The sequence below is a fragment of the Corallococcus exiguus genome (assembly GCF_009909105.1).
Taxonomy (GTDB): Bacteria; Myxococcota; Myxococcia; order Myxococcales; family Myxococcaceae; genus Corallococcus; species Corallococcus exiguus.
Genome location: NZ_JAAAPK010000004.1, coordinates 407,585 through 430,008 on the forward strand (window position 1 = coordinate 407,585; position 22,424 = coordinate 430,008).

Genomic DNA, 22,424 nt, shown 5'->3' on the forward strand with positions numbered 1-22,424 from the left:
CCCAGGGTTCATGAGAAGCCCGTGGGAGGCTGACGGTAGCGTGTGCCCTGGCAAGGCGTGACTGGTGGGGAGGGGCAGGTGAAGGATCGCGGGTGCGCGTACCGGCGGAGACAGCCGGAGGGGGCGGTGCTGTACGAGGCAGTGAGGGACAACCTCGCCACACTGCTTTCTCGTCGCCGTATGTAAGGAGCGAGGGGTGTTCCCTCCTGCAACGCGATGGGCGCACAGGTGACGGCGGTGCACTTGGTGGAGCGGGTGCTGCCGCACGTGCCCTACCGGAAGTGAACGCTGTCTTTTCCGCACTGGGGCCGGTGGGGGCTACTCAAGGATATGGGACTGCTCTCGGACTGCAGTCATGTGCGGAGAGGTTTATTTGCAGTCGTCCGCCGGGCGCGTACCCTTTTGGCCTCCCCGAGCGCGAGCCCGTGCCATGAAGCCTGACATCCGCGTCCTCGCCGTCGAAGCCGGCGATCTGCTGAAGTCCGAGACGGCCCTCAACGAGATTGACCGCTTCGGCGCAGCCGTGTTCCGGGTTGCAGTCGAGCCCTTCCCCATGGTGGGCATCACCTCACAGCGGGCGAAGAGCATCTTCAACTGGCTCTGCACCGTTGGGCGCACGGAGATGGAGCCGACGGCTCGCTCTCAGGCGGTGCGCACCTTCCTTCACCAGCTGGCCCACCACAAACCGGAACTGTGCACCAGGCTGGACGATGCACTTCGCCGAGCCAGCTTCGACGTCCCGGGCACCACGGCCGCCCCTCCGGATGTCACTGCGCTCCAGAACGAGGAGCGGGCGAAGCGGCGCGCGCAGTTTGAGCGCACGCGGGGGGCCCTGCTGACGCGCTTCGAGGAACTGGCGACCTCGGGCTTCGCCCAGACGCGCGGCTACGCGCTCCAGGACTTGCTGAATGAGTTGCTCGCCCTGCACCAAGTGCCTGCGGCGAAGAGCTTCACCCGGAGCGAGGGTGGGGAGCAGATTGACGGGGCGTTCGAGTTGGACGGCTGGTACTACCTCGTGGAGTGCCGCTGGCGCCGGAAACCGGCCGATGGGCGGGACCTGGATGGCCTGCTCGGCCAAGTGGCGCGCTCGGGCAGGCAGACGATGGGGCTCTTCCTGTCGATGAACGGCTGGTCGCCGAACGTGGTGCCCCTCCTGAAGCAGAACCCAAACAAGTCCATCCTGCTGACCGACGGGGTCGACCTGCACGCCGTACTGAGCGGTGGCATCTCCTTCCAGGACCTCCTCAGGGCCAAAAGGAAGAGGCTGAACTTGGCGGCCGAGCCCTTCTACCCGTACCGCGAGATTGCGTTGGAGCACGAGGCGTAGGGCGCCCCTCAAGCGAGGGCGGAGCCGGGGCCGCAGGAGGAGAGCGCGTTGGTGGGCGCCAGAGTGGAGGAGTTGCAGAAGGAGCGCACGCCCCACTTGGATTGGGCGGGACTGCTACACAGGCCGTTCGTGCTGGACGTGTTGACCTGCGTTCGGTGTGGAGGTCGGCGCCGGTTGCTGGAGTAACTGACGGCCCTCGACAGGGTAAGCGCCATTCTTGAGCACTTGGCTCTGCCTACGCGGCCGGGGTTCAGATGGCGCCAGCGCAAGGGCTGCCCCAGAGCGCATGGTGTTGCGCCCCAAGCTCTCACGCTGCCGCACAAGCCCACGCCACTGCTGCCTGCCACCTGAGTGGGCCGCATAGGCAGGTGTGTACCCCAAGGGCTGCTCGGCTTCTGAACCGGTTCGGCGCACAGCCAGGAGGCATCCAGCCGCAGCTCTCCTTGGCGTCTATACACCTGCCCACCACCCTCAACACAGCGCGTTCCTCGATTAAACACACCTCCATCACATTGGGGGTGTCCACGGAACCGGGGAACTCTCAAAAGAAGGAGCGGGCGCTTATTAGAACGCTCGGGTAAGTTACGCCGCCATGGCGGAAAAGGACTCTAAATACGATCCCCTTGTCATCGAGAAGGTGTTTCCTGCCCCAGCAGCCCTTCTGGTGGACAAGCAACCGGCAGTGAACGTCATGGCGAAGGAATGTCTGTTCGTCTTGGATGCGAACACGCTACTTGCGCCATTTTTAATCGGGAAAGAAAGCTTAAAAGACGTAAAGAAGGTCTTCGCAAGCCTAGTTAGCCAGGATCGCCTATTTCTGCCTGCGCAGGCAGTCCGTGAGTATGCCAAACATCGGGCATCGAAGATCGCGGACATCTACACGCACATTCAGCAGAAGCTTTCCTCTTTGCCGTCCAATCCTCAACCGCTGGCAATTCCCATGTTCGAGGATGTTCCGGCATACACAGCGGTTGGGGAGGGGGCCGACAAAGTGCGCAGTGCGGTTAAGGAGTACAAGTCAAAGCTGCAAGAATTGTTATCTCAAGTTCGGAATTGGCACGGTGACGATCCGGTCAGCACGCTATACGCGAGCATATTTCTTGAGTCTCATGTCATCGAACATGGTAAGAGCTTGGAAGACTTGTCAGCCGACCTTGAGCGTCGCACAATCCATGGCATTCCGCCGGGTTTCAAGGACAAGGCGAAGCCGGACGGTGGGATTGGCGATGTGGCCATCTGGCATACAATCCTGAAGTTGGGAAGTGATAGGAAACGTGATGTCATCTTCGTGTCCAACGATGCCAAGCCTGATTGGATGGTCAGAGGGGGGGACGAAGGACTGTTTCCGAAATTTGAATTGATTGCAGAATTCCATCGTACGACAGGACATCGCTTCTGGATACTTCCGTTCGATCGGTTCCTTGAGTTGCTTGGTGCTGCGCCAGGAACTGTAGTTGAGGTCGCGTCCACCACGGATGTCCCGAGCACGTCTTTCGCAACTAAGATAGCCAGTGACTTCCTCGCGGCGATTGCGAATGTAGAAACACTAGACCTGGATGCCGTATTTCACCGACTCCATGGTTCAATTATGGCCTTTCTCGGACCTGATGAGTCCGATGAAGACGCAGAGTATGAGTATATACATGACCAGCGTTTCAGTGCACTTGTGAAGCGATTCGGGGAGCTTCTATCTGTGTACTTGACGCAAAATGATCTAAAATTTGGACAGCCCAAAACCCTCAAGAGGGTTCTGGCATTGCTGATTCGTATGGATGAATTGAATAGAGAAATCGCCTATCACGCTGCGCGCATGAAGAGGAGTACAACTGAACAGCAGCGTGAACTGCGCGAACTAGCCGAAGAATTCATTGAGCTCCATATGAAGATTACAACTGGGCTTCACTTTTAGACGTCTATACTGGAGGAGCACATTGGGAGTACATGGCGGGCCTTGTTCAATGCTCCGTCTTCGACCCGGCCGGGAATGTGACGCTCCTGTGAGTGACGGTGCGCGGCCCCTACCTCCCACAGCTTGAGGGTACAGGGGCAGCCGAGTTGCGCGCGCTCCCCTTGATGCCCACCACTTTGCCACCGGGTAAGCTCCACTTCTTCCCCGTGGAGTCTACCGGCGACGCCCCCGCCAGCCCCCGGTGTCAGGGAAGTTGTCGCCTCGGATAACGTGCCGAGCTAGCGACGCACTGGGGGTGAGAGCAGGCAGGACGAGGTGCCGTGCACGGATGGGTTCAAGGCTCAGCTGGTGAAGCCGATGGTGGGCTCGGCTTCGGTGAGTGCCGCAGCCTTGCCCCGCCACGCGGTAGTCTCGCAGTTGACGCTGTCGCAGTGGCTGCGCGAAGCAGATGGAGTGGCGGCCATAACGCCTCGCCTTCAGAAAAGAGGCCTGCGCCGAAGAAGTGGACGCCAAGGGAGAGGCTGCGCGTGCTGGCGGCGGCACAGGGCATGAGCAGCGAGGAACCGTGAGCGGTGCTACAGCGCGAGGCGTTTTCCGGGCTGTCCCCACGCCTGATGAAATTCACGCATCCTCTGTTGGAGTTTCGTCCGGGCTGCGCGTCTCGGCGACGGGAGGAGTGATGCCACCTTCGTCGTCCGGTACCTCCAAATCCCAGAGCCTGTCACCTGCCTCTACGAGCGCCCGCTGAACCTCCCTCACCGCGTCTTCACCCGTGTATGGCCCCAACTGCGCCAGCCGCGCACGTAAGAGGCCCTCCAACTCCGATGCCGTGGCGAAGCGCTCCGAGGGCTCGGGCTTCAGCAGCATGTGGAGGATGTCGCGCAGGGGCACAGACAGCCCTTCCGCCGCGTGCTCCACGTCCACGGAGCGGTAGGACATGGAACACCGGATGAGGTCCTCCGCGAAGGGAGGCAGCGTCAGCCCCAGGGAGGCAACGGACGCCGCCAGCACCTTCTCCCGCTCCACCCGCGACAGCCGCGCCTCCACCCCTTCCGCGAGCAGGTGGCCCGGGTCGTAGAGGTGTCGGCCGGTGGCGAACTCCAGCAGCGTCAGCCCCAGGGAGAAGAGGTCCGCCCGCGCGTCCACCTCGTCGCCCAGCAATGCCTCGGGCGCAGCATAGAGGACTTCGCCTTGGGGCCTGGGGAAGGACGTCGCCACGCGTCCCGTCAGCCGGGAGAGGGCCACGCCGAAGTCCGTCATGCGCACCTCGCCGCGTGGCCCCAGGCGGATACGGCCCGGGTTGACGTCGCGGTTGACGATGCCCAGCGGCGTGCCCGCTTCATCCGTGCGCGTATGCGCATAATCCAGCACTGCCGCCACCTCCGCACCCACGTAGAGGACGAAGGACTCGGAGAAGTAACGCCCGCAAACTTGGGCCACCGACAGCAACGTGTTGAGGGACAAGCCCTCCAGTTTCTCCATCACCACGCACAGCCCATGTGGCATCTCGACAAGACAATGGACGCGCGCGATGCGCGGGTGCTGAAGGTAGCGCGCGAGCTGCACCTCCTCCTCCAACCGTATCCGCGTGCGCTGGAAGCCTTCGGGCGGCTCTTCGCCTTGCGGCAGCGGGATGCACTTGAGCACCACGCAATCACCCAGCCCTTGGGGCGTTCTGACGAAGGCGAGCAGAACGCGCTCTCCGAGCCGCCCTACTCCCAGGTCCCGGAAGAATTCGTAGGAGGTATCCCCCTGCGTGAAGAGCACGACACCGCTGGAGAGCGGCGGATCAGATGGGTGGGCCATGCGGATACCCCCTTGCGATCGCGCGATAGGAGTTCGCGCGAAGGAATGTGCAAGGTAGGGCTCGCACCGCCCAAGGGGAACGACGCGGCGGGTTCAACGTTTTCCGAAATCCCTCACACTCTGGGTGAGAAGGACCGGGCCTGAATCGTAAACAGGCGTTACGTCGGGCAGACGCCTCAACGCCAACGTTCGACGGCGATGCCGGCCAAATTACGGCGGGTCACGATCTCGCCCGGCTTGGACTCTTCTTCGAGAGTGGGCCAACCGGACTCATTCCGATCTCCCAATTCGATGCAGACCGGCACCCTCTGGCCATTCGGAAGTCGGGCTTCGGTGTAGCGAGCTAACAGCCGGTCCTTGTTCCCCGTCCACAGGTAGCCGGAAAGCAGCGTGCCCTTGGGGAGTGCGGTCACTTCGTCGGTATACACCTCGCCCGTCACAGGCCCCTCGCGGTAGACCCCAAAGTCCCCCATGCCCTTCTGCCGCGCGTCCACCCAGAAGGGGACAGTGGCCTCCCTCTCCATCGCCAGACCGCCGTCCTTCTTCCTGTTGAACATCGCCCGGCGTGCGGCCTCGGGACATTCCGCAGGCTCGGGCCGAACCTGGGCTCCCGGGCACCCCAACTGGAGGGCGGCTGCGGCCGTCAGGCCCGCGCACGTCTTGAGGAAGCCACCCCATTGCACCGAGGGCCAGCCCTGAGAGACGGCCAAAGGCCTCGGTTTCCCGGCGGAGGGAGCGGGCGGAGACGACATAGGAGCGGGAGCGCGCTTCACGGGAGGACTTTCCTTCGGCTCGGGTGCAGACACGGGAGAGGCTACTTCAGGGGGCGTCATGGCGGGCGCTGGAGGGGGAACAGGTGGCTTCGACGCTGGGGCCTCCTGCCGTGCGGAGGAGGGGGTTACCAGCGCTTGCTGTAACGCCGGACGAGACTCAGAGGGAGTCATGAAGTGCCAGAGCATGAGGCCGCCCACGAGCACGGCGAGCGCCACCACGAAGGCCCCTCGCGTGTTCGCGAGTCCAGGCCGGGCAACCGGGGCGGGCTCGTCCTGCGACAGGGCGGAGGAGGGCGCCTCAGGGGCGAGTTGGATGGGAGGCTTGGGAACGTGGAATGGTTCCCTCCACGCCACTCCCACCTCAGGCAGCAGTGCCGCCAACTCGCGCTTCATCACCTCCGCCATGGGGGCACGCTTCTCCGGGTCCCGGGCAACGAAATGGAGGACAGCCGCGCCCAGAGCCGCGGGCACCCGAGGGTTGAGCGAATGCGGCGCGGGCAACTCCAGCCTGCCCCCCAGGAACATGGCCGGAGATTCACTCCAGGGGCGCGCAACCGTCAGCAGGTCATAGAGGCAGATGCCCAGCGCGTAGACATCATCCGTAGCTCTGAAAGCGTAGCGCGCCTCGGACTCCTCGCCATGCTCGCGCAGGAACTTCGTGGCCTCGGGGGAGCGGTAGCGCCGGGTGCCGGGCGGCAGCGGGGAGTCCGTCAATTCGGGCGCCTGCGCGTAGCTGCCCACCCCGAAGTCCAGCAGGAAGGGCTCGCCGTCGGAGGCACGCACGAGGATGTTGCTCAACTTCAAGTCACGGTGGAACACACCCCGCGCGTGCACGTGGGCCAGGGCGGAGGCGAGCTTGACGAAGAGGGCCACCACCTCGTGCGCCGTGGGGTGCATCTTCTCCATCCACTCGCCCAGCGTGTAGCCCTCCACGTAGTCCTCGACGACGTAGAGCCAGCCCCGTGTCGCGTCGTTCCATCGGCCGTGGGCGTACGTGCGCACGATGTTGGGATGGCCGCTCACCTGGGCCAGGCAGACCATCTCCCGCATCAGGCGCGCGTCCGACTGCTCCGCGTCTCCACTACTGGCGCGGTGCATGGCCATCTTCAGCGCGAAACGCTGGCCCTCCTTCTCCACGAGGTAGACGGCGCCGAAGGAGCCCGAACCCAGGGCCTTCACCACGCGCCATCCATCCACCATCTGCCCGGGCTTCAAGCTGGCGGGAATGAAAAGCAGCATGGCCCGCGCTTCTAGAACACCACGGAGGGGATGAGAAGGCGCCGCCCTCCCGTGCTGTCACGTAGCTCCACCCGGCGTGCGTCGCCCTTGGGCCAGTCTTCGCCACGGAATTCCACTACGACCCGCGCCAGCCCTCCTGGGACGACGTGCGGCTCTCTCATCGTCACCGTGACGGCACTGGAACGGACTGGGGACAGCCGGGCCTCCGTGGGTGTCCAGGGCGCCAACCCTTCATTCGTGACGTCAAGCGAGAGCGCGACCCACCCTTTCCCTCGGAAGACGATGACACGGTCTGCTTTCAGCCCGTCAGTAGGCTTCGTTGGCTGCAATGTGGGCTCGTTCGTCTGGACGCCTTCAGGGCCCATCGTCCCGGCCAAGATCATGCCTGAAGGCCCTGTGGCCGCGCCTCGTGCCCGCAACGAAGCCAATTCGGCATCCTTGCCCGCGCACGCGGAGCGCACCTCGTCCAACTCGGCCTGCACCGCCTCGGCTGTGCGCGGCAACCGGGACACCTGAACCTGAGCATCCACCTGCGTGGCATTGGTGACGAGCGCGAATACCACACGTGCCGGGGACATGCCGTCCGCGAAGGGCACAGTCAGCAGGACGCGCTCACTCGCTGCCACATCGGCCATGGGCTTGATCATGATCAGCCGGTCAGTGGCTACGAGCAGCTCCAAGCGGTCTCTTGCGTCCCCCATCTTCACACCCGCGCGGTCAACAGAGGAGTCGAACTCCAGTGCGGTGAGTGAGCCTGACGCGACATGCAGTTCCACCGGCATGCCGGTTGCGGACTGGGAGAGCGCGACGCGACGCTGCACCAGCTCACGCCCGCGTAGGATCTCCTGAGCCGTGACGTTCGTTCCCAGCAAGAGAAGGGACAGCAGCAGCAACGGACGGGAAACCAGGAGCACCGGCGGGCAACCTCCGAGAAGACGGCGCCGACCGTAGCAGGTGCCATGGGGGCGCAGGTCTCCGCGCATTCTTCGCACGCGGTCGTTTCGGCAAGGAATCAGGTGGTACGCCGCACATAACGAGGCCCCGCATTTTTCCTGAGAATTTTTCGAGCGTGTGGGACCGCCGAGCAAGCCTTGAAGAGGCCGGGCTCCGGAAATCCGAGCCGGGGGGGAGCCACTCCCGCCCCCCGCCAGGCCGGGCAAGCCGTCCCGCTCCTGAGAAAACGACAGGGCACGTGAGCCAGTCCCAAAAGCCGCAGGCATTTACGCGGGTACGGGAGATTCGAAACATGCTGGAGCTGGTTGAGCAGTACCGGCCCCGCATCATCGAAGCGCTCGCCCGAGAGAACGACGGAGCGAGCGAGCCACTCCCAGGAGGCGCCCCCATTGAACAGGGGAAAGGGAGATTCGAACCATGCTGGAGCTTGTTGAGCAGTACCGACCCCTCATCATCGAAGCGCTCACCAAGGCCTCGCCGCAGGGGCTGACCGTGAAGGAGCTGTGCGCCGCGCTTGGAGCCGGAGAGCAGGTGGTCCGCCGTTGCCTCGCCGCCCTCGTGCTGGCTGGCGTCCTGCGCGAGGCCGCGAAGTACACGCCCGGAGCGCGCGGCGTGGTGCCTCGGGCCTACAGCCTCACCGACGCGAATCGCGAGGGTGAGCCGTGAGCGCCCCCCCAACGCATCCAGGACGCCGCTCCGGCTGTCGGCTCACTGCCCCGCCTCCCTGCATACCGGGGCACAAAGCGGGGCACCCTCGAACGCGAGAAACGCCCAAGAAATCAACGGCTTGGCGAGCCCCTTTTGCTCACTGCCCCGCCTGCCCCGCCTGTTTCAAAGAAGAGAGAGAAAGAGAAGAACATACCCCAGAGAGCAATTGCAGACATTCAACTCCTCTCATTCTCTCCATGCACCACTGCGTGTGTTCCGCTGAAACAGCGGGGCAGCGGGGCAGGTCGCCAGATTCTCTAGTGATTCTCGCTGCTTAAGCCCGCCCCGCTTTCCGCCCCGCCACTCAATCCGCCCCGGTCTTGCACCGGGTGGCCAGCGCAGCAGCCCTTGGGCTCGCCGCGATTCCCTTCTTTTGCCCTCGGATGTCCCTTGGAAGCCTCTGACCCGAACTCGACTCCCTCACTGGAAGCCGCCGCCCTGGAGTACGCGGGGCGCGGTTGGCATGTCTTCCCCTGTTTCGAGCCCGTTCGCGCGCCCTCCGGCGCCCTCGTTTGCGCTTGCCCCAAGGGAGCGGAATGCAGCCAAGCGGGTAAACACCCACGCACACGCAACGGAGTGAAGGACGCCACGACGGACGAGGCCCAGATCCGCGAGTGGTGGCAGCAGTGGCCGTTCGCCAACGTCGCCATCGCCACGGGTGCCCTCTCCGGCGTGGATGTTGTGGACGCGGACGCGAAGGCCGACGGAGTGGCGACCCTCGTGAGGCTGGAGGAGGAGCGAGGCGAGCTGCCCGATACCGTCACGGCCCGCACCAGTGGCGGCGGCTGTCACGTCTACTTCCGCCACGCGGGCATGGTGTCGAAGGCTGGCAGCCTCGCGCCCGGTATCGACACCCGGGGCAATGGTGGCTACGTCATCGCTCCCCCGAGCATCCACCGCACGGGAGAGCGCTACGCATGGCTTGAGGGAGCGTCCCCCTCCGAGGTTCCACCCGCCGAAGCGCCACAGTGGGTTCGCGATGCAGCCCAGGCGAAGCGCACGCGGCCCACGCTTGCGAAGGGGGAAGCCGCGGTGAGCATGTGGCAGTCCCCAACCGGGGATGGACTCACCGAATCCCAGCTCTGGACGCGGTGGCACGCGACAAGCGCCACGGAGCATGCGGCGGCGGTGAAGCGCATGAAGCAGGGCCAGCCCTTGTTCCCCACTGGGCATCATGAAGGGAACCTCTGGGCCTTCCTCTCGTACCTGCGCTTCAAGGCTCCCGAGGCATCGGACGCAACCCTGTTGCGGCTCTTGGCTCCGTCCGTGACGGCGATGAACTGCGCGAAGCACGACACCGCGCATGTTGCGGAGCGCCTCCGACGAATCAATGAGGATTACGGCGCCGCGCTGGCCGAGTCCGTGCTGATCACCGCCGCACTGAGAGGCACGGCCGATTCCCGCCCGTCAACCGGGGCTCCTCCCACCCTCGATGCGCCCTCTGGCGCTGATGGCTGGATGGCAGCTCCGGGCTACGCCATCTACGATGGCCAGTCGCTCGGCATCTTCAAATTCACCGACAAGGGCAACCTTTCCACCATCGCCGCCGCCCCCATCAACATCACCGAAACAGGGGAGGACGAGCACGGCACCTGCTACGTGACGGCGCGGTGGATGTACGGGCACCGCGAGCGAGTGGAGACGATGCCGCGCGCCAAGGTCTCGGGAAACGAAATCCTGGAACTGGCCGGTCGCGGAGCCCCCCTCACCAGCAGCAACAGCAAGAAGGTCCAGGACTTCCTCCAAGCCCAGGAGCAGCACAGTCACGCGAGCTTGCCCCGGGTGCGCATCTTCACCCAGAGCGGCTGGTCCCACGACATGAAGAGCTTCGTCGTGGGACGGCAGGTGATTGGCGAGCCCGGCCGCGTCATCATGCCCGGAGAAGCAGCCTTCCTCGATGCGCTTGAGCCGCGGGGCTCGGCGGATGAACACCTGCGCTTGATGCTGGCCGTTCGTGACAGGAGCCCCTTCGCTGAAATGGCGTGGGCTGCTGGCTTCGCGGCACCCCTGTTGCGCCTCTTGGGCCTGCGCAGCATGTGCCTGTCCATCTGGGGTGCCTCTGGAACGGGGAAGTCCGCCGTGCAGGCCACCACCACGTCGGTGTGGGGGCGTCCTTCTGGCCTCAAGGTCAGCGGGGACGTCTCGTCAGCCGCGTTGCAGGGAGAGCTGTCCCGTCACCGCGACCTACCCACCTGGATTGACGACACCCAAGTCACGCGCGAGGGGATGACGAACCTCATGGCCTACATCGTGGGGACGGAGACGAGTGGCGCGCGGGCGACGCAGACCGGAGAGCTGCGCACGCGGAAGACCTGGCGCTCGCTGGCTTTCATCTCGGGGGAGAAGCCGCTGTTGCAGATTGGAGGCGCGGCAGGGGCGAAGAACCGGACGCTGGAGGTGTGCGCCCAGCCATTGGGGGACGCGGGCCTCGCCACGCTGACGCATCAAGGTTTGGAGAAGCACCACGGCCACGCGGGGCCCGCCTTCATCCGCGCTCTCATGGAGCACTACGCGGGCGCGGAACGACTCGACGAACTCCGCGAGTTGCACCGCAAGCTTGCAGCCCAGATGGTGACGGAGACAACGGAGCAAGCACGCTACGCCGCGCTCCTCGTGTTGGCCGACTTACTCGCGCGCATCCACATCTGCGGCGAGGCCGATGCCCACGCCCAGGCAGCCGCGCTCGAAGCGGGGCACGCCTTCTGCGCGGCGGTGTTGAAGGAGTCCCGCGAGACGAGGACGACAGCCGATGCGGCCTATGACTTCATCATGAGCTACGTCGCCGCGAACTGGGCTGGCTTTGAAAGCCCTGTCCCCATCAAACGCCCCGGGATGCTGATGGACGACAGGGACTCCAGCGGGAGACGTGTCGTCGCCATCTTCCAGACGACGATGCACGACATCGCGAGGGAAGGACGCTTCGACACCCGACAGGTGATGACGGAGCTTGCCGCGAAGGGATTGGTGTTCAAGGAAGAGGGCCACCTGACGCGCAAGGTCTCCGTCGCGGGCAAGCGTGTGCGTGCCTATTGCTTGGTGCTGGATGACGAGAAGGCAGGTGCGGAGAACGTCCAGCGGATCCATGCGCTCCCGTCGCAAATGGGGAAGGTGACGTCATGAGCCGTCGCGCCTGCCAGAACGGGCCCAGGTCACCAGCGGACGCGCCCACCCATGCGGCTTTCGACTTCCTCACCGTGGACGAGGCCGCAACGCTCCTGCGCGTGAACCGGAAGACGCTCTACGAGTCGATCCGACTGGGGCAGGTGCCGGGAGTTCTCCATCTCCGCAGATCCATCCGCATCCGTCGCGACGCGTTGTTAGCATGGCGGCCGGGTAACAGCGGTCCTGCGCTCGGAGAGAAGCCATGAGCGTCAGGCAGCGGAAGTGGAAGACGAAGGAGGGAAAGGTGCAGGAGGCGTGGTGGGTGGACGTGAAGTACCAGCACCCCAGCGGGAAGGTGGAGCGAGTGCGCAAGGCATCGCCCATCAACACCCGTCGGGGCGCTGAAGAGTACGAGCGTCAGGTCCGTCACGCCCTGCTGACTGGAACCTTCGGGAAGGAGAAGCAGCACGAGCCGGGCCGCATCCTCACCTTCGGCGAGTTCGTCCCGCGCTTCATCACGTACAGCGAGAACAACAACAAGCACTCCAGCGTCATCACCAAGCGGCAGATCCTTGATGACCACCTGCTCCCCGCGTTCGCGAACACGCCTCTTGATGCAATCGGTCCAGCGGAAATCGAGGACTTCAAGTCCGCGATGCGGAAGAAGCCAGCGGGCATTCCCGGCAGGAAGGACGCCCCCTCAAAGGATGCCCTGCGCAAGCGCAAGGGCGCCGGGGGCAAGCTCCTGAGTCTCAAGTCCGTCAACAACGTCCTGACCGTGCTGCACAAGTTGCTCGCACTGGCCCAGGAACAGGGCGTGCTCGAACACGTCCCGCGCGTGAAGCTGTTCAAGACGGCGAAGCCCGCCTTCGACTTCCTCTCCTTCGAGGAAGCCGAGCGACTGATCGACGCGGCGGAACCGGAGTGGCGGACGCTGATCCTGTTGGCGCTCAAGACGGGACTTCGCCACGGAGAGCTGATCGGGCTCCAGTGGGGCGACCTCGACTTGCCGCGCGGCAAGCTCCAGGTGCGCCGTTCCATCTGGCAGGGGGTGACGGGACTGCCCAAGGGAGGTAGGGGACGGACAGTGGACCTGCCCACATCGGCCGTGGACGCTCTCAAAGGCCACCGCCACCTGCGCGGCCCCTACGTGTTCTGCCAGCCCGACGGCCAGCCCCTCACCGCCAGCATGACCGAGCACCGGCTGACACGGGCCGTGGGCCGGGCGGGCATCACCCGCGAACAGGGTGCCATCACATGGCACGACCTGCGCCACACCTACGGCAGCCACCTCGCGATGCGGGGCATCCCCCTCAAGGTCATCCAGGAGCTGATGGGGCACGCCACCATCGACATGACGATGCGGTACGCGCACCTGTCACCCGAAGCGCGGGAGAGCGCGGTGCAGGCGCTTGACCGACCCATCCCGCAAGCGCACGCCGTTCCGGGCTAGCCACGCCGGAGGGGCACATGGGGGGCACATGACGGGACGCAGAAAAAGCGAAGGCCCAGCAACCCGTTAGGATTGCTGGGCCTTCTGTGGCGAGGAGTACGGGACTTGAACCCGTGGCCTCCGGCGTGCACCGAGGCTCGATGCTGCCTTACTGGACGGCGCGGAGCGCGGGCTGCTCGTCCGTCAGCGACGTCAGGAGGCGATCTCCCTCGGCCTCGTCGATGGGCACGAAGCGGCCGAGGTCGTCGCGGTAGGCGTGAACCTGGGCCGCCCCGATGTCGAACCACCAGCCGTGCAGCCGCAGCGTTCCCGCCGCGAGCCGGTCGCGCACGATGGGGTAGGTCTTCAAGTGCTCCAGCTGCACCAGGACGTTCAGCTGGGAGAGGCGATCCGCGTCCGGCAGCCCCTCGCCCACCTGGGTGTTCTTCTCGCGCAGCGCCTTGAGCGAGGGAGAGCCGTGAGCGAGCCACTGCTCGAGGTTCGGCGCTCCGTCCACGGCGCCTCCGGCCAGGATGGCCTTCATCGCGCCGCAGCTCGAGTGTCCGCAGACCACGACGTCCTCGATGGGCAGGAAGCCCAGGGAGAATTCGATGGCCGCCGCCTCCCCGCGGTCCGCCGAGGGCTGGCCACCGGGCCTGGCCGGCGGAACGAGGTTGCCCACGTTGCGCACGGTGAAGAGGTCACCGGGGTCCGTGGAGACCAGCAGATTGGGCACCACGCGGCTGTCCGAGCAGCTGATGAAGAGGCAGTCAGGGGATTGCCCCTTCGCGAGCCGCGCGAAGGTCGCCCGGTACGAGGGCAAGGTGTGGCGCTGGAAATCGAGCAGGCCTCTGATGAGCTTCTTCACTGCACACCTCCGGGGGAGAGAGTCGAAACGTGATGAACGGGGGAGGAATGGGATGGAGCGGCAGGCCCCGCCGTGGGGGCCGCACGCGCGCTGCGTCGAGTCCAGACATCCTCGAGCGGCTCCATGGTCACGGTGCCGCCCGTCTTGCGATACGTGTCCGCCCAGCTCTCGAGCGCCTCGAAGCCGGAGTGGTCGAGCGTGTTCACCGCCACGTCCACCTCCACCCTGGAGCCCGCGGGAACCTTCGCGAGCGCCGTCGACAGCTTCGGCACGCCGACGAACGTCAGCGCTCCGCTGATGCAGACCTGGTGAACGCCATTGGCGGCGTGGATCTCCACGCGCACCTGGCCGAGCTGCCACAGGAGCCGGAGGATGGCCGCGCCGAGTCCCAGACCGATGCCCGCGAGCAGGTTGATGCCCACGACGCCGGCCACGGTGATGAGGTACACGGGCAGCTCACCGCGGTGCCGCAGCTCCCGGATGTGGGCGAGGTTCACGAGCTTCAGGCCCACGTGCACGAGCAGGCCGGCGAGCACCGTCAGGGGCACGTACGCCGCCAGACTCCCCAGCAGCGTGATGAAGGCGAGCATCCACACCGCGTGGAGCACCGCGGACCAGCGCGTCTTCGCGCCGGCGTTGATGTTCGCCGCGCTGCGCACGATGACGCCGGTGATGGGCAGACCGCCGACCAGACCGGAGAGGGTGTTCGCCACGCCCTGCGCGAGCAGCTCGCGATCCAGGTTCGCCCGCGGGCCCGTGTGGAGCTTGTCGGTCGCCACGGCGCTCAGGAGCGACTCGGCGCTCGCCACGACGGCGAGGGACAGCACGGCCACGAAGAAGGCGCCCCACATGGAGCCTTCCGGAAGGGCCGGCAGCTTGATGGCCGACAGCGCATCCGCCGCCAGCTGCACCCGCGCCACGTCCGCGTTCATCACCGCCGCGACCACGGTCCCGCCCACGACCGCCACCAGCGGCCCCGGGACCTTCTTCAGCCGCCCGTTCGGCAGGAACCCCCAGGCGATGAGGACTCCCAGCGTCATCAGGCCCAGCAGCGTGGCCGCTCCATGAAGGTTCAGCACCTGCCCGGGCAACTCCCGCAGGTTGTTCCAGGCATTGCTCTGCGGAGAGCCACCCAGGACGATGTGGACCTGCCCCAGCACGATGAGAATGCCGATGCCCGCGAGCATTCCGTGGATCACGGCCGGCGAGATGGCCAGCGCCGAACGCGCCACCTTCAGCCCGCCGAGCGCCACCTGCACGAGTCCCGCCGCGGCCACCGCCGCGCACGTCACGGCGAAGCCCAGCTGCTGGATGAAGCCAAAGACCATCACCGCGAGTCCCGCCGCGGGGCCGCTCACGAGAAGCGGCACGCCACCCATGAGGCCCACCACCAGGCCTCCCACGACGCCGGCAATGAGGCCCGCCATGATGGGCGCTCCAGAGGCGAGCGCGATGCCCATACAGAGGGGCAGGGCCACCAGGAACACCACCAGCGAAGCTGGCAAATCCGAAGCGAGGATCGCCTTCAACGACGGCTTCGCCTCTGCTGCCTTTACATCCGAAGTCATTGCTTGAGCTCCCCTGTCATCCGCCGGGCCTCAACCCGGGCTCGAGGTGACAAGGGGAGCTACGCAAGCGTTGTGCCAGCCCGTCCCGGGCACTCCCCGTCGGGGGCGTGGCGCTTCAAGAGCAGGCGATGAAAGAAACTTGAAGCCCGCGGCCCGGACGATGAACGAATTTTAAAGTCCTTCACTCCGAGGGCGGGTTCTCCTCCAGACGGCGGAGGAAGGTCGGATAGGAAAGGCCCAGTGCGCGGGCCGCCTCCATGCGCCTGCCTCCGAGCTGCTCGAGCACGTGGCGCACATAGAGCCGCTCCACTTCATCGAGCGACCGGGGTGGGCCTGACACGGAGAATGCGTTGGGGTCGACCGCGGCCGGCGCGCCGCCTCCCTTGGCGAGCGACTGCAGCTCGAGCGTGGGCCCGCCTTCGAGCACGAGCGCTCGCTCCAGCACGTTGCGCAGCTCCCGGACATTGCCGGGGAACGGATAGCTGAGCAGGCGCTCCTCGGCGGCGGGAGAGAAGGGGACCGGGCGCCGGCCGAGCTCCGAGGAGAGCTCCTGCACGAGCGTCCGTGCGAGCGGCAGCACGTCCTCGCGACGCTCGCGCAAGGGGGGCACGTCCACCCGGAACACGCTCAGCCGGAAGAGGAGGTCCTCGCGAAAGCGCCCGGCGGCGACCTCCGCTTCGAGGTTCTTGTTGGTGGCCGCCACGATGCGCGCGGTGCTCGTGAGCTCCGTCGTCCCACCCAGTCGCCGGAAGGCCCCCTTGTCGAGAAACGTGAGCAGCTTCGCCTGGAGCGCGAGCGGCAGCTCACCCACCTCGTCGAGAAAGAGGAGCCCATCGCTCGCGAGCTCCACGAGCCCGCGCCTCGCTGTCTTCGCATCCGTGAAGGCGCCGCGCTCGTGCCCGAAGAGCTCGCTCTCCATCATCGTGTCCGGAAGCGCGGCGCAGTTGATCTGCACGAAGGCGCCCTGCTTCTGGCGCAAGGCGTAGAGGTGGCGGGCGAGCACCGCCTTCCCGGTCCCGGTCTCTCCGAGCAGCAGGACGGGGCTTCGCGGAGTGGTGGCGATCCGCTCCAGCATCTGGAGGGTTCGCTGCATCGCTGGCGAGCGGGGCTCCGCCATCCGATGCCGTCCTTCGAGGACGCTCTCCGCCTGGCGCAGCCGTTCCTGGAGCTGGAGGTCGCTTGCCGCGCGGCGTGCGCGCAACACCAGGTCGTCAATCTCGACCGGCTTGCTCAGGTAGTCGCGAGCACCCGCGCGGATGGCTTCGACGGCGCTCTCGATATCTCCGTGCGCGGTCACCATCAGCACGACGGTCCCCGGAAGCTGGGCACGCAGCTCGGGCAGGAAGACGAGCCCATCTCCGTCCGGCAGCCTCCGGTCCAGCAGCACGAGGTCCGGCGCCTCTGCGGCGAGCGCGGCGCGGGTCTCATGCAGCGAGCGCGCGACCCGGACGCGAAAACCCTCCTGGCTCAGCATGGACGCCGCGAGCGAGGAGAAGGTCCTGTCGTCATCGACGAGCAGCAGGGAGGTGCTCATGAGGCCATTTTCTCAAGCGGAAGGCGAACCGTGAAGCGGCTGCCCCCGGGCACGCGTGTATAGGAGACGCTTCCGCCATCATGCGCGCGGATGGCCGTGCGCACCATCGGAAGCCCGAGCCCGATTCCCTTCGAACGGCCCACCGCGAATGGCTCCCAGAGCCTGGGCTCGAAGGCCGGGGGCACTCCTCCCGCGTTGTCCTCCACGACGAGCACCACCTCTGTGTCTTCGCGAAGGAGCCGGACTTCGACGCGAGGCGTCGGCTGCTGGCCTGTGTCATGGGCCACGGCCCCGGCTTCGACGGCGTTGCGGATGAGATTGTCGACAGCGGAGACCAGCAGCGTCGGGTCCCCCTTCACGAAGAGCCCCTCCTGCAGTGTGGTCTCGATGGTGACATCCGCTGCTTCCGGCAGGAGCCGCACGGCTTGAAGCGCGTCCTGGACGAGCAGGTACATCTCACAGCTGCGCCGCTGCGTGGACTGGGGGGAGGCGAAGCTCAGCAAGGAGCGGGCGAGGTGGCCGAGCCGGTCCGCCTGGGAACGCAGCGCCTGGACAGGCAACGTCGTTTCCCCTCCTTTCGCGCGAATCATGCTGAGCGCGGCCTGCATGCTGTTGAGCGCGTTCTTCACCTCGTGGGCGATGAGCGAGGAGGCGGTGCCGAGCGCCGCCATCGTCTCCTGGCGCCGCAATTGTTCTTCGGCGGCCATCAGCGAACGGTAGGAGCGGCGCAGGAGCACCGTGAAGAGGAGGAGCACTCCGCCGAGCAGCGCGGTGTGAAAGCCGAGCTGGCCCAGGTAGCGGCGCTTGAGCAGCGCGCGGTCCCGCGCCTCGTCCTCGAGCACGGCGAGCAGCATCTCGGTTCCGGGGACGAGCGCCGCCGCGCCGAGCAGCCGCGTGCCTCCGAGCGTGATGGCCCCGGGAGTCTCCACCAGCGGGCGAAGGTGTGCGGCGAGCTCCGGCTGGCGCAGGAGTGGCGGGGGCGTTGCCGGCAGGAGGAGCCGGCCGCGCTCGCCGAGCAGCGCGACCATGGACTCGTTCGTCCCGCGATGGACCGGGAGCAGCTCGCTCGCCGTCGCGAGCTCGCCCACGAGGAGGCCCACGACGCGGTCGTCGCGCACGATGGGGACCGCGACCGCGATGAGGCCTCCACCTTCCTCGTCCAGCAGTCCGACCGACGCGGCCCGCTTCTCCACCATCCGCCGGAACCACGGGCGCGAGGTGAGCGGCGTGCGCCCGAGCGGCATGTTCAACGGGTCGCTCCAGATGCGCTGGCCGTTCGCTGACACCAGCGCGACTCCGGCCGAGAAGAGCGACGTGTGGCCGAAGGCGTTCTCGAGCAGCGCCACCTCGGGGCCTGCTGCTCCGTCCTCGGGTCTGAGCGACGGGTGCTCCGCCAGCCGTTGCAGCTCCGAGCGCAGCAGTCCGAGATGCGCGCCCAGTGCCTGGGCCTGAAGGCCCGCGCGGTCCGACAGGTGAACGAGGAGCTCACCCTCCGCCGCCTTCACGTCCGCCTGGTAGGTCACGAAGGGACTGACGAAGGCGGCGCACCAGAGGAGCATCAGGCCGACCACGGCGGACCGGCCCGCTTTTCTCTGCGTGCGAAGAAGCTCGCCCGGTGGGGGTACGAGAGAGGTCAGGGAGGGATGGGCCGGGGGCGGCGACATGGGCCCATCATCAACACATTTCGACCGGCTCTGCGTGGCCGCGGTGAAGGCCTCTGCTCTAGACGCCCAGGGCGACGAGTAGCTCGTCCAGCTGCTCGAACGTCTCGACCATCCCACAGGTGCTCCCGGAGGCGATGGCACCGTCGAGAGCTTCCTTCGAGGGATAGAGGTCGTGCACGACGACCCGTGTCTTGCCGCCTTCCTCTTCGAAGGTCACCGTGGTGACGGCCCCCTCAGCACTTTCCTCATTCGTCCAGGCGAGGCGCGAGTGCGGCGTCACTTCGATGTACTTACCGAAGAACGCCATCGGCTGCTCCGAGGCAGGGTGGCCGAACACGAAACGGTACGTGCCCCCGACACGAACATCGGCCTCGCAGGAAATGAAGGAAATCCCAAACGACTTCGGTGCCCACCACCGCTTGAGCAGCTCGGGCCTGGTCCACGCCTCGAAAATGATGCGCGCCGGGCCGTTGACGGTTCGCGTGACGACGAACTCGCGCTCGGATTTCCGTTCCGTCGTGGTGACGTTCTTCACGGGTTCACTCTCTGTTCTTGCGTCCATGGACCTTCTCCTGTTGTTTCAGTGAAGCATGAGGCCCAGATTTAGTAGGAGTTGTAAGACTCCGAGCGCACCCAGAAGGTGGCGCTGTAGTTGAACGGCTCGGCCGCGAAGTTGGTGACCGCGTACCGGGGCCGGCGTGCCGTGTTCGGGTTCGCGAGCGTGATGCCGCTGCTGGACACCGCGCCGAACTGCACGAAGGTGACTGGATCCTCCAGCGATGCGGACGCGCTGCACGTCGTGCCCACGCACGACACGTAGATGCCAATGCGCAGCTTCCATACGCCGTTCAGCGCCGCTTTGTCGAACGACACGCAGTGCAGGATGTCCGACCCGTAGATGTCATTCCAGGCGAACCGCTCGATGGCGAACTCCACCTTCGAGTCCGACGGGTCCACGGGGCGGCTCGGGTGCGACGCGGTGTCGATGCGCCCCAGCGCGATGCCGATGCCACCGTTCGGTGCGTTGGTGCCGAACGCACCGCTGGAGGTGAAGGGGTGGCCGTTCGCGAAGCCGCTGATGGCGATGTGCTCACTGCTGGACTGCAGCAACTGCGTCGCCGCGACATCCACTTCGATGTACTGCGAATCACCCACCGCGCCCGCTGGCTTCATGGCCGCTGCACCCAGGCGCGACGCGCCACAGAGCCCCGGTGCGCAGGGTGGGGTGAGAGAGAAGCTCGTTTGCGCGGACGCGGACGCGCCCCAGGACATCACCGCCACGACAAGACCCCGAATCAATGACATGCGCATGGACGTTTCTCCGGTGAGCTGGCCGCGGGATGGGGGCATGACTCCGGGATAGCACGGGCTCCAGGCTCAATTCCTCCCTACGCATCGCCACCGTAGGTTTCCCGCGACAAGGCAATGCGAGTACGCTCTTTCTGAATGAGGAGCGTAAAGCCATGCGAACCCATCTGAAGAAATCCGCTCTGCTGTCCTTGTTGTCCGGGCTGCTGCTGGTGGCCTGTGGCGACGTCCGCGACTCGAGCCCCACGCCCGTGGGCACCTCCGAGGCCGCGGTGTGCTCCGACGGGAGCTGTACGTGTATCGCGCCGGATTGCGACGCCCTGAACTTCACGAACTGCGGGAATGGCGGCGGCACGACGGCGTGCTCCTGGTACGACGGAAGCACTTGCAGGACCGCCACCTGCAGCTGTTCGAACAGGCGATGGGTCTGCCCTTGAGGTGACCGCGCCCCTCAGCCAGGCCCCGCCAGGCGCGACAGCTCACGCCACTTCAGCATCGAGCGGCGGAGGTGTTCCTCCGGTGGGTCCTCGATGCCGAAGGTGTGGAGCATCACGGGGCCGTCGTAGCCGGCCCGGCGCAAGGGGAGCAGGTATTTGGTCCCCACGTCGAGGCTGCCCCGGTCCAGCGGTTGGATGACGTCGGACCAGGTGGAGGCGTTCGGGTCGAACTCGCGCGCGGCGCCGTGGATGCTCACGAGGGCGAGCTGGGGGGCGGCGGTGGTGATGATCTCCGCCAGCCGGTCGCGGTTGCCCGCCCTGAGCTCGTGGCAGAGGTGGAGCGAGGTCTTCAAGCGGGGACGGTCGACCGCGGCCATCAGCGCGAGCGACTCCTCGACGTTCTCGATGGCCTCGCCGTCGTGCGGGTACAGGACGACGTCCACGCCATGCGCGGTGGCCAGGTCCACCACGTCACGAACCGAGGCGACCATGGCCGTCTTCGCGCCAGGAGGACCGATCAGGATGAGCCACAGCGCGGTCCGCCTGGGCGCGAGCGCCGCCAGAATCCCGTTCAGCTCCTCGCGGTCCCAGGCCGTGTCGAAGGGCAGGCCGAAGAGGACGGCGGGAAGCCGCACCCGCCCCGCCTCCACCGCGGGCTGGCGGGCGTAGCTGTCAAAGGCCTCGCGGCCCGGCCAGAACAGCGTCACCCCGGAGTATCCGAGCGAGTCGAGCAGCTCCACCTGCGCGGCGACCGGCCGCGACTCCAGCGTGAAATTGAACGCACCGAGCGGAGCCTCGGGTGGCTCGGAGCGCCGTGGTTCAGCACAGCCCACGAATGCCAGGAGCATCAGGAAAGCAGTCGTCCGCATCGTCACGGGATTGAACTTCGAGGGAAGGGGGACAATCCAGGTCTGCATTTGCGCTTCAGCGCCAGTGGTACAGGAAAGACGCTCCGGGAACGAAGGCGGGGGTGTCCTGGTGCTGCAATTGCGTTCCGGCGAGGATCCCCAGGTCCACGGACCACCGCGGCCCCATGAACCGCGCGCCCGCCGTCGCGAAGGCGAACGCGTCGGACATGGCGGGCACCGGTGAGATGGCGACTTCCCCCGCGAAGCCCCAGTGCTCGCTGACTCGCAGGAAGCCTCCCAACATGGGCAACACCATCAAGCCCCCGTTGTCTTCCCGGGCCCAGACGTAGATGGGTTGGACAGTAAGGGAGAGGTTTGCGTCGGCCGTCCCGTAGGTGAGGGTGCCGTAGGCGGCGGCGGCGTTGTGAAGCCCCTGCGAGCCAGGGAAGTCGCTGTCATAGGTGCCGCCCTGCATGCCGAACGCCAGATGCAGCTTCTCGGTCAGCGGCGTGGACACCTTGATGCCCCCCATGAGGCTGAAGGCTGTGTCGCCATACACCAGCTGGAACGGGGTCGACGTGGCCAGGTGCACGGACACGCGCTCGCTCAGGCCCACCTGCGCGACGGTGGCGAAGAACGCCTGCTGTCCGACGAAGCCCTCTCCCGCATGCAGCGGCAGCGCCGTTGAACCGAGCAGTCCGCGCGTGCGGGTGGGGTTCTCGAACCAACCCCGGGCCGATGCCGGAGCCAGCTCCTCGGCGCTGACGGAGGCGCCAGGGAGGGCCAACGACAACATGAGCAGGCAGATGCGATGTGGCGTCATGGGTCCCCCGTCGTGGTGGCGGCCCCATACGCAACCACCATGCCAGGGAAGCCCTACACTGGAAGCGGGGAGGCGTTGCCCTACCGTGGTCCGCGGATGGCTGACAGGCGAGTCATGCCGCCAC

18 protein-coding genes are annotated in these 22,424 nt (G+C 66.2%); 7 read left to right on the top strand and 11 right to left on the bottom strand.

What is annotated here, in order from left to right; genetic code table 11:
* Positions 1-430: 430 nt before the first annotated feature.
* Both GTZ93_RS17795 and GTZ93_RS17800 read left to right on the top strand, forming a co-directional pair.
* A complete protein-coding gene (locus tag GTZ93_RS17795; RefSeq protein WP_120613130.1) occupies positions 431-1,327 on the top strand; it encodes a hypothetical protein in 897 nt (298 codons plus the stop codon).
* A gap of 592 nt (positions 1,328-1,919) precedes the next feature.
* Complete coding sequence (locus GTZ93_RS17800) at positions 1,920-3,236, top strand: PIN-like domain-containing protein (RefSeq protein WP_139914926.1); 1,317 nt, start codon at positions 1,920-1,922, stop codon at positions 3,234-3,236.
* A 621-nt stretch (positions 3,237-3,857) separates the two neighbouring features.
* Here GTZ93_RS17800 and GTZ93_RS17805 read toward each other — a convergent pair.
* From GTZ93_RS17805 to GTZ93_RS17815, 3 genes are all read right to left on the bottom strand, one after another.
* Positions 3,858-5,042, bottom strand: a complete 1,185-nt coding sequence (locus GTZ93_RS17805; protein WP_139914925.1) for a serine/threonine protein kinase — start codon at positions 5,040-5,042, stop codon at positions 3,858-3,860.
* Positions 5,043-5,218: 176 nt separating this feature from the next.
* The gene (locus GTZ93_RS17810) at positions 5,219-7,054 is read right to left on the bottom strand and encodes a serine/threonine protein kinase (RefSeq protein ID WP_139914924.1); all 1,836 of its coding nucleotides are present in this window, start codon (positions 7,052-7,054) and stop codon (positions 5,219-5,221) included.
* Between the two features lie 11 nt (positions 7,055-7,065).
* Positions 7,066-7,968 (bottom strand): DUF2381 family protein, encoded by a 903-nt coding sequence (locus tag GTZ93_RS17815; protein ID WP_161662889.1) that lies wholly within the window; start codon positions 7,966-7,968, stop codon positions 7,066-7,068.
* 457 nt (positions 7,969-8,425) lie between these two features.
* On the opposite strand from GTZ93_RS17815, the gene GTZ93_RS17820 reads away from it, so the two are divergent.
* The 4 genes from GTZ93_RS17820 (at position 8,426) to GTZ93_RS17835 (ending at position 13,271) form a co-directional block, all read left to right on the top strand.
* A complete protein-coding gene (locus GTZ93_RS17820; protein WP_139914922.1) occupies positions 8,426-8,674 on the top strand; it encodes a helix-turn-helix domain-containing protein in 249 nt (82 codons plus the stop codon).
* Positions 8,675-9,106: 432 nt separating this feature from the next.
* Entirely contained in the window at positions 9,107-11,836 is a 2,730-nt protein-coding gene (locus GTZ93_RS17825) for a bifunctional DNA primase/polymerase (RefSeq protein ID WP_161662890.1), read from the top strand.
* Positions 11,833-12,084, top strand: coding sequence for a helix-turn-helix domain-containing protein (locus GTZ93_RS17830; protein WP_120561459.1), 252 nt, complete (start codon positions 11,833-11,835; stop codon positions 12,082-12,084). Before GTZ93_RS17825 ends, GTZ93_RS17830 begins: the two co-directional genes overlap by 4 nt.
* A complete protein-coding gene (locus GTZ93_RS17835; RefSeq protein ID WP_139914920.1) occupies positions 12,081-13,271 on the top strand; it encodes a tyrosine-type recombinase/integrase in 1,191 nt (396 codons plus the stop codon). Before GTZ93_RS17830 ends, GTZ93_RS17835 begins: the two co-directional genes overlap by 4 nt.
* A gap of 148 nt (positions 13,272-13,419) precedes the next feature.
* On the opposite strand, the gene GTZ93_RS17840 is transcribed toward GTZ93_RS17835, so the two are convergent.
* From GTZ93_RS17840 to GTZ93_RS17865, 6 genes are all read right to left on the bottom strand, one after another.
* On the bottom strand, positions 13,420-14,118 hold the full coding sequence (locus tag GTZ93_RS17840; RefSeq protein WP_139914919.1) for a carbonic anhydrase: 699 nt from the start codon (positions 14,116-14,118) through the stop codon (positions 13,420-13,422).
* Entirely contained in the window at positions 14,115-15,686 is a 1,572-nt protein-coding gene (locus GTZ93_RS17845; RefSeq protein WP_120575193.1) for a SulP family inorganic anion transporter, read from the bottom strand. Before GTZ93_RS17845 ends, GTZ93_RS17840 begins: the two co-directional genes overlap by 4 nt.
* 181 nt (positions 15,687-15,867) lie before the next feature.
* The gene (locus GTZ93_RS17850; RefSeq protein ID WP_139914918.1) at positions 15,868-17,220 is read right to left on the bottom strand and encodes a sigma-54-dependent transcriptional regulator; all 1,353 of its coding nucleotides are present in this window, start codon (positions 17,218-17,220) and stop codon (positions 15,868-15,870) included.
* Positions 17,217-18,779, bottom strand: coding sequence for a sensor histidine kinase (locus GTZ93_RS17855; RefSeq protein WP_306464171.1), 1,563 nt, complete (start codon positions 18,777-18,779; stop codon positions 17,217-17,219). Before GTZ93_RS17855 ends, GTZ93_RS17850 begins: the two co-directional genes overlap by 4 nt.
* Positions 18,780-18,942: 163 nt before the next feature.
* Complete coding sequence (locus GTZ93_RS17860) at positions 18,943-19,419, bottom strand: SRPBCC family protein (protein WP_139914916.1); 477 nt, start codon at positions 19,417-19,419, stop codon at positions 18,943-18,945.
* 68 nt (positions 19,420-19,487) lie between these two features.
* A complete protein-coding gene (locus tag GTZ93_RS17865; RefSeq protein WP_139914915.1) occupies positions 19,488-20,057 on the bottom strand; it encodes a hypothetical protein in 570 nt (189 codons plus the stop codon).
* 290 nt (positions 20,058-20,347) lie between these two features.
* Between GTZ93_RS17865 and GTZ93_RS17870 the strand changes: the two genes are divergently transcribed.
* Positions 20,348-20,629: a hypothetical protein gene (locus GTZ93_RS17870; RefSeq protein WP_139914914.1), complete on the top strand. Its 282-nt coding sequence runs from the start codon at positions 20,348-20,350 to the stop codon at positions 20,627-20,629.
* Between the two features lie 14 nt (positions 20,630-20,643).
* Here the strand turns inward: GTZ93_RS17870 and GTZ93_RS17875 are convergent, their stop codons facing one another.
* Entirely contained in the window at positions 20,644-21,477 is an 834-nt protein-coding gene (locus GTZ93_RS17875) for a sugar phosphate isomerase/epimerase family protein (RefSeq protein WP_161662891.1), read from the bottom strand.
* Between the two features lie 76 nt (positions 21,478-21,553).
* Positions 21,554-22,300, bottom strand: a complete 747-nt coding sequence (locus tag GTZ93_RS17880) for a hypothetical protein (RefSeq protein ID WP_139914912.1) — start codon at positions 22,298-22,300, stop codon at positions 21,554-21,556.
* Positions 22,301-22,424 lie beyond the last annotated feature (124 nt).

Bases quoted from the DNA above. Each gene is read 5' to 3' on its own strand.
- GTZ93_RS17870 (WP_139914914.1), top strand. From the start codon at position 20,348: ATGCGAACCCATCTGAAGAAATCCGCTCTGCTGTCCTTGTTGTCCGGG.
- GTZ93_RS17835 (WP_139914920.1), top strand. From the start codon at position 12,081: ATGAGCGTCAGGCAGCGGAAGTGGAAGACGAAGGAGGGAAAGGTGCAG.
- GTZ93_RS17850 (WP_139914918.1), bottom strand. From the start codon at position 17,220: ATGAGCACCTCCCTGCTGCTCGTCGATGACGACAGGACCTTCTCCTCG.
- GTZ93_RS17880 (WP_139914912.1), bottom strand. From the start codon at position 22,300: ATGACGCCACATCGCATCTGCCTGCTCATGTTGTCGTTGGCCCTCCCT.
- GTZ93_RS17800 (WP_139914926.1), top strand. From the start codon at position 1,920: ATGGCGGAAAAGGACTCTAAATACGATCCCCTTGTCATCGAGAAGGTG.
- GTZ93_RS17810 (WP_139914924.1), bottom strand. From the start codon at position 7,054: ATGCTGCTTTTCATTCCCGCCAGCTTGAAGCCCGGGCAGATGGTGGAT.
- GTZ93_RS17805 (WP_139914925.1), bottom strand. From the start codon at position 5,042: ATGGCCCACCCATCTGATCCGCCGCTCTCCAGCGGTGTCGTGCTCTTC.
- GTZ93_RS17820 (WP_139914922.1), top strand. From the start codon at position 8,426: ATGCTGGAGCTTGTTGAGCAGTACCGACCCCTCATCATCGAAGCGCTC.
- GTZ93_RS17845 (WP_120575193.1), bottom strand. From the start codon at position 15,686: ATGACTTCGGATGTAAAGGCAGCAGAGGCGAAGCCGTCGTTGAAGGCG.
- GTZ93_RS17795 (WP_120613130.1), top strand. From the start codon at position 431: ATGAAGCCTGACATCCGCGTCCTCGCCGTCGAAGCCGGCGATCTGCTG.
- GTZ93_RS17875 (WP_161662891.1), bottom strand. From the start codon at position 21,477: ATGCTCCTGGCATTCGTGGGCTGTGCTGAACCACGGCGCTCCGAGCCA.
- GTZ93_RS17865 (WP_139914915.1), bottom strand. From the start codon at position 20,057: ATGAAGCCAGCGGGCGCGGTGGGTGATTCGCAGTACATCGAAGTGGAT.
- GTZ93_RS17855 (WP_306464171.1), bottom strand. From the start codon at position 18,779: ATGCTCCTCTGGTGCGCCGCCTTCGTCAGTCCCTTCGTGACCTACCAG.
- GTZ93_RS17830 (WP_120561459.1), top strand. From the start codon at position 11,833: ATGAGCCGTCGCGCCTGCCAGAACGGGCCCAGGTCACCAGCGGACGCG.